The sequence below is a fragment of the Proteus sp. FZP2095 genome (assembly GCF_023701425.1).
Taxonomy (GTDB): Bacteria; Pseudomonadota; Gammaproteobacteria; order Enterobacterales; family Enterobacteriaceae; genus Proteus; species Proteus cibarius.
In genome coordinates, this window is the sequence record NZ_JAMQBJ010000001.1 from 1,391,213 (window position 1) to 1,404,389 (window position 13,177).

Below are 13,177 nucleotides of genomic sequence, written 5' to 3' on the forward strand. Positions count from 1 at the left end.
TTCATTCCAAAGCGAGTAATTAACGCAAAAGTTAAGGGCTAATTACGCCATTAAATGAAACGCAAAAGGCCAATAATGAGACACCTGAGAGTAGGTTTATTTATTTGCGTAAGGGGAGTCTGTTTTGTTACGCCACGCTTTTAGTATTCATCCCGAACTACAAGGCAAGGATTGTCTATGAATGCCGAAAAAACCGACGTTGTGAACCAGAATAAGGGTTTTAACGCCATTATTAACCGGATAAAAGCCGATCCGAAAATTCCGCTCATCATTGCGGGTTCGGCGGCTATTGCCATTTTTGTTGCTGCATTTTTATGGTTACAAAGCCCTGATTATAAAGTGCTTTATAGTAATCTTAGCGATAAAGACGGTGGCGAAATTGTCACACAGTTAACACAGATGAATGTACCTTATCGCTTGTCACAAAATGGCGCGGCGATTATGGTGCCTGACAATCAGGTTCATGAATTACGCCTGAAACTCGCGCAAGCGGGACTTCCAAAAGGCGGTGCTGCCGGTTTTGAACTGTTAGATAAAGAAAAGTTCGGGATCAGCCAATTTAGTGAACAAATTAACTATCAACGTGCACTTGAAGGTGAGCTTGCTCGCACTATCGAGACATTAGGTCCTGTACAAAATGCTCGTGTTCATTTAGCACTACCAAAGCCATCTCTTTTTGTTCGTGAACAGAAATCCCCTTCTGCATCCGTTACGGTGGGTCTTTTACAGGGTAGAGCGCTGGATGAAGGTCAAATTAATGCCATCGTGCATATCGTTGCGAGCAGTGTTGCGGGCATGCCTGACAGCAGTGTGACCATCGTTGATCAAAGCGGTAAATTATTGACACAGCCTGATGCAATGGGTCGTGACCTTAACTCTACCCAATTGAAATATGTTCAAGAGCTAGAAAATCGTTACCAGCAACGCATTGAAACGTTATTAAGCCCAATTGTAGGTCGTGGAAACGTTCATGCACAGGTGACGGCTCAAGTTGATTTCTCTCATACCGAAGAAACAGCAGAAGAGTACAAACCAAATCAGCCACCAAACCAAGCCGCTGTACGTTCAAAACAGTTGAGCCAAAGTGAGCAAAATGGAGGCATGTTAGCTGGCGGTGTTCCTGGTGCATTATCTAATCAGCCTGTTGCCCCACCTCAAGCGCCTATTGAAGCACCAAAAGCGCAAGAAGGTGAGAAAACAGATGACGCCAATGCAACGGGTACGGGTACAAATCGCACATTAACGCGTAATCCAAACAGCAATAGCCGTTTAGATGAAACGACCAACTATGAAGTTGATCGCCGAATTCGCCATATCAAACGTCCAGTAGGTAACGTTGAGCGTCTTTCTGTCGCTGTTATTGTGAACTACAAAACAGTTGAAGATAAGAAAGAAGCGGCTGAAGGTGAAGAGCCTATTGTTGAAACTAAACTTGTTCCACTAACTGATGAACAAATTCAGCAAATTGAAGGGCTTGTTCGTGAAGCGATGGGCTATTCCCAAGAACGTGGTGACTCGTTAAGTGTCGTGAACTCACAGTTCAACGATACTGAAGAGAAAGTGATCACCGTTCCTGTATGGGAAAATCCAGAGATTCTGGCGAAAGCATTAGACTTAGGTCGCTGGTTATTACTTGTCATCATCGCATGGATCTTATGGCGCAAACTGGTGAAACCACAGCTTGAAAAACGCCGTGAAGCTGAAATTGCTGCACAGAAAGCTGTACTGAAAACCAAGCTACAAGTTAAAGATGATGTTGATGAAGCAGAATTAGATGACGAAGCAAGACGTAAACAAGCACGTAAACGTGTGAGTGCCGAATTGCAGAGCCAACGTATCCGTGAGATGGCAGAGAAAGATCCTCGTGTCGTCGCAATGGTAATTCGTCAATGGATGAGTAAAGAGCAATGAGTAATAACTTAACTGGAACCGAAAAAAGCGCCGTTATGTTACTAACACTCGGTGAAGACCGTGCGGCGGAAGTATTTAAACATCTAAGTACACGCGAAGTTCAACAGCTGAGTATTGCAATGTCATCAATGCGTCATATCTCAAATCAGCAATTGATTGATGTTATGGCAAGCTTTGAAGAAGACGCAGTTCAATACGCAGCATTGAACGTCAATGCGAACGATTATTTACGCTCTGTTCTGGTTAAAGCCTTGGGTGAAGAACGTGCGAATAATCTATTAGATGAGATCTCAGAAACTCGTGAAACAACAACGGGTATCGAGACACTTAACTTTATGGAACCACAAATGGCTGCCGATATTATCCGCGACGAACATCCGCAGATTATCGCAACTATCTTGGTTCACCTTAAACGGGGTCAAGCGGCAGATATTCTTGCCCTGTTTGATGAGAAATTACGTAATGACGTGATGTTACGTATCGCAACATTTGGTGGTGTTCAGCCGTCAGCATTAGCAGAGTTAACTGAAGTACTGAATAATCTGCTTGATGGCCAAAACCTCAAACGCAGTAAAATGGGTGGTGTTCGTACTGCTGCTGAAATCATCAACTTAATGAAGAGCCAGCAGGAAGAGAACGTCATTACTGCGGTTCGCGATTACGACGGCGAATTGGCACAAAAAATTATCGACGAAATGTTCCTATTCGAAAACCTTATCGATATCGACAACCGCTCTATCCAGCGCATTCTACAGGAAGTGGAATCCGACTCCCTGGTTGTGGCATTGAAAGGATGCGATCAAGAGCTGCGCGATCACTTCCTCAACAATATGTCGCAACGTGCTGCTGAGATCATGCGTGATGACTTGAATTCTCGCGGCCCTGTCCGTATGTCTCAAGTGGAAGCAGAGCAGAAAGCTATTCTGCTTGTGGTACGCAAATTAGCAGAGACTGGAGAGGTTGTTCTTCATGGAGGAGACGATACCTATGTCTGATAAACATACTGATACTAACTGGAAGCCTTGGGTTCCAAAAGAACTCACTGATTGGGCATTAACGGTCGAGGAAACGACAGAAGACGAAAAGGAAGTCGAAAAACAGGAAAAAGAAGTCGTTCAGCAACAGAAAGTCCTTGAGCAAATTAATATGCTTGATGACATGAAAGACAAGGCCCAGAAATTGGGCCACGCTGAAGGCTTTGAGGCAGGGAAAAACCAGGGTTATCAGGAAGGCTATCAGGCTGGATTACAATCAGGTATTGAAGAAGGTATTCGCCAAGGCATTGCTCAACAATCACCATTAATTAATGAATGGCAAGGATTGTTGGCTGAGTTTAGGCACTCTTTAAATGGGTTAGACAGTGTTATTGCTTCACGTTTAATGCAAATCGCCCTCACAGCGGCAAAAGAAGTTTTAGGTCAGCCTGCCGTTTGTGATGGTTCTGCATTACTGGCGCAAATCACCTTAATGTTGCAACAGGAACAAATGTTCTCAAACAACCCACAGTTAAGAGTTAACCCAAAACATATTCCACAGATTGAAAAAGATCTGGGTGATTCACTTTCTGCTCATGGTTGGAAAGTGGTTGCCGATAACAGTATTCATGTTGGTGGATGTCGTGTTGTGACAAATGATGGCGATCTCGATGCCACGATTGCAACTCGTTGGCATGAGCTTTGTCGTCTTGCTGCTCCGGAGGCGTTGTAATGACAGCAAGATTGGGGCGTTGGTTAGAAAAACTCAGTGATGCAGAAGCGCGTTTAAATAAAATTCCGCGTGTACGTCAATATGGTCGTTTAACCAGAGCAACAGGTTTAGTCATGGAAGCTAAGGGGCTTGTTATGCCCCTTGGCTCTACGTGTTTAATAGAACGTACCATTGGTAAAACTGTTGAAGAAGTTGAAAGTGAAGTCGTTGGGTTCAACGGTAGCCAAATGTTGTTAATGCCTTTACAGGAAGTCGAGGGATTAACACCGGGTGCCCGTGTTTATGCACAGGCCACTCCGGGTGGTGAAAATGAAGGTCGCCAGTTGCCTCTTGGAGATGCGCTATTAGGACGTGTTTTAGATGGCTCGGGTTATCCTTTAGATGGTTTACCACCACCAGATACCGATTATCGCGCACCACTAATTACACCGCCTATCAACCCGTTACAACGTACTCCAATTACCGATGTATTGGATGTGGGCGTGCGTGCAATCAACTCACTGTTAACTGTGGGTCGTGGTCAGCGTATGGGGCTTTTTGCAGGCTCTGGTGTAGGTAAGAGTGTGCTATTAGGCATGATGGCGCGTTTTACTCAGGCTGATGTGATTGTTGTTGGATTAATTGGTGAACGTGGACGTGAAGTTAAAGACTTTATCGAAAATATTCTCGGTACTGAAGGCTTAGCGCGCTCTGTGGTTGTGGCAGCACCTGCTGACGTATCACCACTTCTTCGTATGCAAGGTGCTTCTTATGCAACACGTATTGCCGAAGATTTTCGTGATCGTGGAAAACACGTCTTACTGATTATGGATTCACTTACACGTTACAGTATGGCACAACGTGAAATTGCCCTTGCAGTAGGCGAACCGCCTGCAACCAAAGGCTATCCACCTTCTGTCTTTGCAAAATTACCAGCACTGGTTGAACGTGCGGGAAATGGCGTTGATGGTGGTGGCTCTATCACGGCTTTCTATACTGTTTTAACAGAAGGCGATGATCAGCAAGATCCAATTGCAGACTCCGCGCGTGCGATTTTAGATGGTCATATTGTGCTTTCGCGTTCTCTTGCAGAATCTGGGCACTACCCTGCTATCGATATCGAAGCGTCTATTAGCCGTGCAATGACGTCACTGATTGATAAAACACATTATCGTCGTGTGCAAGTGTTTAAACAGCTTTTATCGAGTTATCAACGTAACCGCGATTTAATTAACGTAGGTGCTTATGCTGCGGGTAGTGATCCTATGCTTGATAAAGCCATTGCTCTTTATCCGTCCCTAGCGAAGTTCTTACAACAAGATATCCAAGAGCAATGCAGTTATCAAAGTGCATGTGAGCAACTTAATCAACTGATCACAGTAAACTAATTCTGAACATAATCAGAGAAAGTAAAGAGGGTTCCAATGCGGGAGCAGTCACCTTTAGTGACACTGAGAGAACTGGCACAGACAGCGGCTGAACAAGCCGCTATTCAACTGGCTCAGGTCCGGCAGAGTCATCAACAAATGGAACAGCAACTCAATATGTTGATTGGGTATCAGGATGAATACCGTGTACGTCTAAATGAAACGTTAAATTTAGGGGGGATGTCGTCAGCATCGTGGCAAAACTACCAACAATTTCTCAAAACGCTCGAATTGACTATCGAACAACATAAACAACAACTTCAACATTGGCAGGCGCAACTTGATCTTGCAACTGAACAATGGAGAGAAAAACAGCAACGACTCAATGCATTTGAGACTTTGGAGCAACGCGCTGAAGATAGCCGTAAGCGACATCTTGATCGTATTGAACAGAAACAAATGGACGAGTACGCACAGCGTAGTACTTTACGGAGAACAACTTGATGGAGATAACGCTTCTGACCATGGATGTCGCTGCAGCCTCTCCGGGAACGACATCCGCTTCAAATAGTCAGCCCGGTGATAATGCCCCGACATTTGCTCAGCTTTTGGGCTCTCAACCTCAAAACGCACAGAGTGATAAAAAGACAGCTAATATCACAAACCCTTCAACGAAAGAAAACAAAGCACATTCACACTCTGATGAAGACAAAACAAAAGAAGACGGTAGTCATCTTGCGTCTGTCACTACAGAACCCAATGTGATAGAAGAGTCATCTCTTGAGAAATCTCAATTGACTCTTACTTTGCCGGATAATGAACAATTTGCAGCTATTGTTGAAAATAAGACCCCTTCTTTATTAATGTCAGCAGAAGAGCTAGCTGCTGAACTTCCTGTTCAGTTAGCAGGACTATCTGGATTAAAGCGTCTTACCCTTCCCTCTGAACAACTGACTCAAGCATTACAACAGCATCAATCAGTTAAACAGGATGAAGGTTTAGCTTCATTAGCACGTACTATTTCAAAAGATAACGATATGTCGGACTTCAACCTTACCGACAAGCTTAATCTATCAAAATCAGATGAAAAGTCCTTGTTAACTCAGCTACGTCCAGAGACAGCGACATTAACGACAGAAAGTACACGTGTCGGTGCTAATCAAACAGAAAAAACTTCTGCGAAAAAAGGAGATAGCATCGCAACACTTTTAACGCCAACAGCAGAAAAAGTGAATGCATTACTAAACGGCGATAAACAAGTTGCAAATGCAAAATTAGCGGACAATGTTGCTCAGCAAATGGTGGCAGGTAATCGTGTTGTAGAAACCGATCTTCACAACACCCTTTCTACCTCTTCTTCTTTGGCTTCACAGAGTATTACAGGTCATGCTCACTCATCAACACAACCACAAATGCAATTTTCACCGATGGCAACACCGGTATTAAATGCACAAGTAGGAACACAAGAGTGGCAACAGCAACTTAATCAACAAATTGTGATGTTTAGCCGTAATGGCTTACAAAAGGCAGAGCTACGTTTACACCCTGAAGAGCTAGGTTCATTGCATATCCGCATGAAAATAGAAGATGGGCAAGCACAGTTGCACCTTGCTTCACAAAGCGGACAAGTTCGTTCTGTATTAGAAAATGCCATGCATCAATTGCGTCAAGCCCTCTCTGAAAATGGGATCCAGCTCACGCAGAGTCAAGTGTCTAGCGACACTAATGACAGTTGGCAACAACAAAATATGTCAGATTCCTCTCAATTTAGTGGAGATGGTGCCGATAATCATCAAGGAAGCGAGGGTAATTCTCTGCAATTAGCCTCTGAAACGGCACTACAAAAGATAACCCTTACGCCTCAAGAATTAGCATCTGCTCGTGGTGGTGTTGATATTTTCGCCTAATACAAATGTATTGGGAGGACACACTATGTCAATAAACGTAAGAGTTAATGGTTTTTTCCCTATCTGTTTCTGCAATTAAAAAACAGAAATAGCGGGATAATTAAGGTTGATTTAGATGGATATGGAAGTCCACAACAGTGAACACGTATCCACTACAAAACAGGAATTTAACTGTCCATGTCTAATTACAGCAATGAACGTAAAAGCTATAGCTTAATTCTGATCATCGTTTTATTGGTGATCGCCATTATTGCAGCGGCATTCGGTGGATATAGTTGGTGGGCATTGAAGCATGCTAAATCAGGTTCAGCGGGCACAAGTCAGCAAAAAGTTATACCAGCACCCGTTTTTATGTCATTAGAACCCTTTACGGTAAATCTAATTGATGACGAAGAACACTTAGACAGAGTGCTCTACATAGGGATCACATTAAGATTGCATAATGAAGACACTCGTAAGCGTCTACATGATTATTTACCAGAGGTTCGTAGCCGCTTGTTATTACTGCTTTCTCGTCAACAGGCTAATAAGCTCGCGACAGACAATGGAAAACTCCAGCTAATGACGGATGTAAAAGAAACGCTGAGACCGACTCTCGTACCGGGAGAATCTGAACAGATCCTCTCCGATGTACTGTTTACCACGTTTATTCTGCGATAATCATTATGAGCGATAATATCCTTTCACAGGCAGAGATTGATGCTCTGCTGAATGATGACACATCAGGTGACGACGCCAAAAAAAGCGCGAACAGGGAACCTGCGATAGCGAAGGATCCGAATGAACCGGATATTCAGCCTTATGACCCCAACACGCAACGTCGTGTGGTTCGAGAACGTTTACAGTCGTTAGAAATTATTAACGAACGCTTTGCACGTCAATTCCGTATGGGGCTGTTTAACATGCTCCGTCGGAGTCCTGACATTACTGTTGGTGGCGTTAAAATTCACCCTTATCACGACTTTGCTCGTAACTTACCTGTGCCAACGAACCTTAACTTGGTGCATTTAAAACCGTTACGAGGAACAGCATTATTTACCTTTGAACCAAATCTGGTTTATATCGCGGTAGATAACCTGTTTGGTGGTGATGGCCGTTTTCCAATCCCTGTGGAAGGACGTGAATTTACCAACACAGAGCAGCGGATCATCAACAAAATGTTGAAACTGGCACTTGATGCCTACCGTGATGCTTGGGATTCCATATTCAAAATTCAGGTGGAATATGTTCGTTCTGAAATGCAGGTGAAATTTACCAATATCACCTCATCACCGAATGACATTGTCGTTACGACACCTTTTCAGGTAGAAATTGGCTCAATGGTTGGGGAATTTAGTATTTGTATCCCGTTTGCCATGATTGAACCATTACGTGAACGACTGATCAATCCACCAATTGAAAATGTCCGTCAAGAAGATGGGGTTTGGTTAGATAGTTTAGTCAACCAAGTTCAGCATTCAGAGCTTGAACTGGTCGCAAACTTTACTGACATCCCACTGCGTTTATCAAAAGTGTTAACACTTAAAGAAGGGGATGTTATCCCGATTGATAAACCAGAAAGATTGATTGCACATGTTGATGGTGTGCCCGTATTAACAAGCCAATACGGTACAGTAAATGGGCAATATGCCCTTCGTGTTGAACACCTAATTAACCCTGTTTTAAACGCTCTGGATGAGGAACAAACCAATGAGTGATGCAAATCGCCCAACTGATAATTCACAATCGGCTGAGGATATGTGGGCTGATGCAATGGAACAGCAAACTGGGAAAAGCCAGGATAATAGTTCCGATCTATTTGAACATCTTTTACCTGAAGACGATACGCTGAATCATCTCTCTGACATCAATTTGATTATGGATATTCCAGTCAAATTAACAGTAGAGTTAGGCCGCACCAAAATGACCATTAAAAAATTACTGAGCCTGTCACAAGGTTCTGTCGTTTCACTGGATGGTTTAGCAGGTGAGCCTCTTGATATTCTTATCAATGGTTATTTAATCGCTCAAGGTGAAGTTGTGGTTGTTTCTGATAAATACGGTATTCGTATTACCGATATCATTACACCATCAGAACGTATGCGTCGTCTGAGCCGTTAATCTATGGAACAGCTTCCTTCCTTTTCCAGCCAAGGTGCGGTAAATACTACCGCACCCGCTACAACACAAACTGTTCAAACACCTACACAACCGTTGCCTGTAGGTCAAAGTCTTGCTCAAGTTAGCACGGCACTTGCGGGCATCATTGTTCTTATTATTGTTGCTATGTGGTTATTTCGCCGTTTTGGCTTTACCCGTAGTTCATTTAAAGGAACAACAGCACAACTGAGTGTCAAAGCAAGTTGTTCGTTAGGTGCGAAAGAACGAGTGGTGGTGGTTGAGATTGAACAGGAATGGCTTGTATTAGGGGTAACCGCATCACAGGTAAATCTGTTGCATAAATTACCCATCCCTGAAAAAGCCTCGCAGGAAGCGACCTCATCACCAACATCGCCATTGTTTACTCAAATATTACAAAAAACGCTAAAGCGAGATAAAGGCAACTCATAATGCATCAGTGTGTCACTTTTTTTAACGCATTAAAGCGTTGGCGTCTCTTCGCTAGTGTGCTGGTTTTAATCTTGTTACCTAGCAGTGCGTTTGCCCAATTTCCGGGTGTTATTACACAGCCTTTACCAGGTGGTGGCCAAAGTTGGTCATTACCAGTTCAAACATTAATCTTCATTACAGCTTTAGGGTTTATTCCTGCTGTTTTGCTGATGATGACCAGTTTTACCCGCATTATTATTGTCCTTGGATTATTACGTAATGCTTTAGGTACACCTTCTGCACCACCAAACCAAGTCGTTCTTGGTTTGGCGTTATTTATGACCTTTTTCATTATGGCACCGGTTTTTGATAAAATTTATCAAGATGCCTATATGCCATTTACTGAAGATCAAATTACCTTTGAGCAAGCCTTAGAGAATGGCTCTAAACCTTTGCGCCAGTTTATGATGCAACAAACTCGTGAAACTGACTTAGCGCTGTTTGCTCGCCTTGCTGATGCACCTGCATTTGAAACTCGCGAAAGTGTACCGATGCGTATTTTGGTTCCCGCTTATATTACGAGTGAGCTAAAAACCGCCTTTCAAATCGGTTTTATGATTTTTATTCCTTTTCTTATTATCGACTTAGTTGTTGCCAGTGTGTTGATGGCGCTAGGTATGATGATGGTGCCACCTGCCACAGTTTCATTACCATTTAAACTTATGCTTTTTGTTTTAGTCGATGGTTGGCAATTAATATTAGGCTCGCTTGCACAAAGCTTTTTCAATTAGCGCAGAGGTAACCCCATGACACCAGAATCTGTCTTAGCACTAGGTACTGAAGCGATGAAAATCGCTTTATCACTAGCAGGCCCTCTTTTATTGTCCGCTCTGGTGACGGGTCTTGTGATCAGTATGCTCCAAGCTGCAACACAGATAAACGAAATGACATTATCGTTTATCCCGAAAATTCTTGCTGTATTAGCCGCGATTTTAGTTGCTGGCCCTTGGATGTTAAGTTTACTTGTAGATTATATGCATAACTTATTTACTGGCATTCCTGGGATGATTGGTTAATAGCAATGATAACCCTGACCAGTGAAATGCTTAACGGCTACATTAGTGATTTTTTCTGGCCATTTGTGCGTATACTCGCCCTTTTTAGCACTGCACCGCTATTTAGTGAAAGGCAAACACCTAAAAAATTTCGCATTGCACTCGCCTTTTTGATTACCGCATTAGTCGCACCGGGCTTACCGCAAAGTCATGTGCCTTTATTCTCGCTTATTGCTTTTTGGGTGTTGTTGCAACAAATTTTGATTGGCACAATTCTAGGGTTATCGATGCAGTTGGCGTTCGCGTCTGTTCGTCATGCTGGTGAAGTGATTGGTTTACAAATGGGGCTTTCATTCGCCACCTTCGTTGATCCATCAGGTGGCCCTAATATGCCTATTCTGGCACGTATTTTTAATATGCTAACAATGCTGTTATTTATGGTCTTTGATGGTCATTTATGGCTATTGTCTATATTAGTTGATACGTTCTATGTTGTTCCTATTGGAAATCAGACTTTTAACTCTTTAGGTATTCTTACTTTAGTTCAAAGTGGTGGCACAATCTTTATTAACGGTATGATGCTAGCCATGCCATTAATCACCCTACTTTTAGTACTTAACCTTTCATTAGGTATTCTAAACCGTATGACACCACAGCTTTCTGTCTTTGTGGTTGGTTTCCCTCTTACGCTGACTATCGGTATGTTAGCATTATCTATGATTATGCCTGCATTACCTGTATTTACAGAGCGTGTCTTTAGCGATACGTTTAATCGCATCACTTTAATATTACAACAGCTGGTTTCTTGAGATTTAAATCGACTGATTTTTAATCGCAGTCCTCGAATTAAAATTTATCGGTTTTTTTGTAGCTAATATTGTTTGTTTATTCTACAATCAATGTATATCAATTGCTATACAAGGAGGCGTGATATGAAAGCTGATGTACAACTCAATATTCGCGCTAAAGAATCACAACGCGCACTTATTGATACTGCTGCTGAAATTCTCCATAAATCTCGTACTGACTTTATTCTTGAGACAGCATGCCAAGCTGCTGAAGACGTCATTTTAGACCGTAGAACCTTTAATTTAAATGATGCTCAATATGCGGAATTTATAGAAATTATTGATGCGCCGGTTGATATTGACCCTGCTCTTGAAAAGTTATTAATGAGAAAACCATTATGGGAAAAGTAACAGCACCTGAGCCGTTATCAAACTCACATGAAGTGGCTGATTTTTATAGTAGTGAAAATGTATTAGATAACTGGATAAAACAAAGAGGTTTAAAAAACCAATTTTTAGGTGCATCCCGTACATTTGTGGTCTGTGAAAAAAATAAAAAACGTGTTGTTGGGTACTATTCTTTAGCAACAGGTAGTGTTAACCATACTGAAGCAATGAGTCATATTCGTCGCAATATGCCAGACCCAATACCCGTGATCATTTTAGCTAGACTTGCTGTTGATAAAACTTTTCATGGAAAAGGTCTTGGTGCCGATTTGTTAAGAGATGCAGTTTTGCGTTGTCATCATGTAGCTGAAAACATTGGTGTTAGAGCGATTATGGTTCATGCTTTAACTGAAAACGCAAAACATTTCTACCTTCATCATGGTTTCAAAGCTTCTTCGACTCAAGACAAAATCTTATTCTTAGCACTAAAAAAGAAAATATAGTTTATTGCTTTTAATAAATAAAAAAATCCCCTGATAAATAAATACCAGGGGTGATATCAAAATATCTTAAAACGATACTAAATAATTAGCGATACATTTTGAACATCGACATATCTTTCATGTCGTTAAAGACTTTATAAGAAGCCTGTAATACAGACTCTTCTTGGTAATAATCAGAAATGGCTTGCGTCCAGTCTAAATCACGTAATTCACTTAAACGTTTTGCGTTTCTTAATGACGTATCCGCACCTAAATCATCTAAGTTATCAAGCTCTTGAAGTTGTAAACCTAATTTAGCTTCTACACTTGAAATATTATTTAACGTTGCACGGTTAACGCGGTTTGCAGCATCAATTTTTTCTAATGCTGCATCGCGATCAGCTTGTGGTTTACCTGTTAAAGGTTCACGTAATGCAGTAATAGCACCATCTAATGCTTCAAAAATATCCGGTGCTGTTCCTTTACTTCCTGAAGATTGTAATGTTTCAATCCCAGTGAAGTTAGTGACCATTTCAATATTGCTATCTACTTTTTGGGTAATTTGTTTATCACCACCTTGGTAGGTGATTTTGCCTGTTGCATCAGCCACAAAAGGCGGTTTATCTGATTGGAAACCGGCAAAAATATAGCGACCCACACCATCTTTTGTATTACCAATCCCCACTAGCTGATCTTTTAAACCTTGTAATTGATCAGCAAGAGATGAGCGGTCTTCATCGCTTAATGTTGCATCATTACCCGCAGCAACCAGCGTTTCTTGAATTTTAGTTGTAATATTAACCATTTGACTGGCTAAACTCATTTGCAAAGACATACTGTTTTTTGCAAACCCACGCGCTGTTGCATATTGCTGGTTACGTGATTCAGATTGCTTAACCATAACGGCTTGAGAAGCCGCCATTGGATCATCTGATGGTTTTTCAACACGACGACCACTGGAGATTTTATTTCCTTCAGTCATCCATTTGCTTTGCGAACTGGTGATATTATCCATTCGCTGGGAAAATATTTGATTTGAACTTAAGCGCACAATTTATTCCTTAA

16 protein-coding genes are annotated in these 13,177 nt (G+C 42.0%); 15 read left to right on the forward strand and 1 reads right to left on the reverse strand.

What is annotated here, in order from left to right; translation table 11 throughout:
* The first annotated feature begins 177 nt into the window (after positions 1-177).
* From fliF to NBG71_RS06845, 15 genes are all read left to right on the forward strand, one after another.
* Positions 178-1,911: a flagellar basal-body MS-ring/collar protein FliF gene (gene fliF, locus NBG71_RS06775; RefSeq protein ID WP_075673019.1), complete on the forward strand. Its 1,734-nt coding sequence runs from the start codon at positions 178-180 to the stop codon at positions 1,909-1,911.
* Positions 1,908-2,906 carry a flagellar motor switch protein FliG gene (gene fliG, locus NBG71_RS06780; RefSeq protein ID WP_006533145.1) on the forward strand — a complete coding sequence of 333 codons (999 nt, stop codon included), beginning with the start codon at positions 1,908-1,910 and terminating at the stop codon, positions 2,904-2,906. Before fliF ends, fliG begins: the two co-directional genes overlap by 4 nt.
* Positions 2,899-3,618 (forward strand): flagellar assembly protein FliH, encoded by a 720-nt coding sequence (gene fliH, locus NBG71_RS06785; RefSeq protein WP_159241972.1) that lies wholly within the window; start codon positions 2,899-2,901, stop codon positions 3,616-3,618. Before fliG ends, fliH begins: the two co-directional genes overlap by 8 nt.
* Positions 3,618-4,985, forward strand: a complete 1,368-nt coding sequence (gene fliI, locus NBG71_RS06790) for a flagellar protein export ATPase FliI (protein WP_075673020.1) — start codon at positions 3,618-3,620, stop codon at positions 4,983-4,985. Before fliH ends, fliI begins: the two co-directional genes overlap by 1 nt.
* 36 nt (positions 4,986-5,021) lie before the next feature.
* On the forward strand, positions 5,022-5,468 hold the full coding sequence (gene fliJ, locus NBG71_RS06795; RefSeq protein WP_006533149.1) for a flagellar export protein FliJ: 447 nt from the start codon (positions 5,022-5,024) through the stop codon (positions 5,466-5,468).
* Positions 5,468-6,871, forward strand: coding sequence for a flagellar hook-length control protein FliK (locus NBG71_RS06800; RefSeq protein ID WP_075673021.1), 1,404 nt, complete (start codon positions 5,468-5,470; stop codon positions 6,869-6,871). The genes fliJ and NBG71_RS06800 overlap by 1 nt, the downstream gene beginning before the upstream one ends.
* Positions 6,872-7,048: 177 nt before the next feature.
* Positions 7,049-7,531 carry a flagellar basal body-associated protein FliL gene (fliL, locus tag NBG71_RS06805; protein WP_006533151.1) on the forward strand — a complete coding sequence of 161 codons (483 nt, stop codon included), beginning with the start codon at positions 7,049-7,051 and terminating at the stop codon, positions 7,529-7,531.
* Positions 7,532-7,536: 5 nt separating this feature from the next.
* A complete protein-coding gene (gene fliM / locus NBG71_RS06810) occupies positions 7,537-8,568 on the forward strand; it encodes a flagellar motor switch protein FliM (protein ID WP_023581831.1) in 1,032 nt (343 codons plus the stop codon).
* Positions 8,561-8,971: a flagellar motor switch protein FliN gene (gene fliN / locus NBG71_RS06815; RefSeq protein ID WP_006533153.1), complete on the forward strand. Its 411-nt coding sequence runs from the start codon at positions 8,561-8,563 to the stop codon at positions 8,969-8,971. The genes fliM and fliN overlap by 8 nt, the downstream gene beginning before the upstream one ends.
* A gap of 3 nt (positions 8,972-8,974) precedes the next feature.
* On the forward strand, positions 8,975-9,421 hold the full coding sequence (gene fliO, locus NBG71_RS06820) for a flagellar biosynthetic protein FliO (protein WP_250916712.1): 447 nt from the start codon (positions 8,975-8,977) through the stop codon (positions 9,419-9,421).
* On the forward strand, positions 9,421-10,191 hold the full coding sequence (fliP, locus tag NBG71_RS06825; protein ID WP_023581828.1) for a flagellar type III secretion system pore protein FliP: 771 nt from the start codon (positions 9,421-9,423) through the stop codon (positions 10,189-10,191). Before fliO ends, fliP begins: the two co-directional genes overlap by 1 nt.
* 15 nt (positions 10,192-10,206) lie before the next feature.
* Positions 10,207-10,476, forward strand: coding sequence for a flagellar biosynthesis protein FliQ (fliQ, locus tag NBG71_RS06830; protein ID WP_069367481.1), 270 nt, complete (start codon positions 10,207-10,209; stop codon positions 10,474-10,476).
* A gap of 5 nt (positions 10,477-10,481) precedes the next feature.
* On the forward strand, positions 10,482-11,264 hold the full coding sequence (fliR, locus tag NBG71_RS06835) for a flagellar biosynthetic protein FliR (RefSeq protein ID WP_075673023.1): 783 nt from the start codon (positions 10,482-10,484) through the stop codon (positions 11,262-11,264).
* Between the two features lie 123 nt (positions 11,265-11,387).
* Positions 11,388-11,654 (forward strand): type II toxin-antitoxin system TacA family antitoxin, encoded by a 267-nt coding sequence (locus tag NBG71_RS06840; RefSeq protein WP_075673024.1) that lies wholly within the window; start codon positions 11,388-11,390, stop codon positions 11,652-11,654.
* Positions 11,642-12,133 carry a GNAT family N-acetyltransferase gene (locus NBG71_RS06845; protein WP_075673025.1) on the forward strand — a complete coding sequence of 164 codons (492 nt, stop codon included), beginning with the start codon at positions 11,642-11,644 and terminating at the stop codon, positions 12,131-12,133. Before NBG71_RS06840 ends, NBG71_RS06845 begins: the two co-directional genes overlap by 13 nt.
* An 85-nt stretch (positions 12,134-12,218) precedes the next feature.
* Here NBG71_RS06845 and flgL read toward each other — a convergent pair whose 3' ends face one another.
* Entirely contained in the window at positions 12,219-13,163 is a 945-nt protein-coding gene (flgL, locus tag NBG71_RS06850; protein WP_087802138.1) for a flagellar hook-associated protein FlgL, read from the reverse strand.
* Between the last annotated feature and the right edge of the window lie 14 nt (positions 13,164-13,177).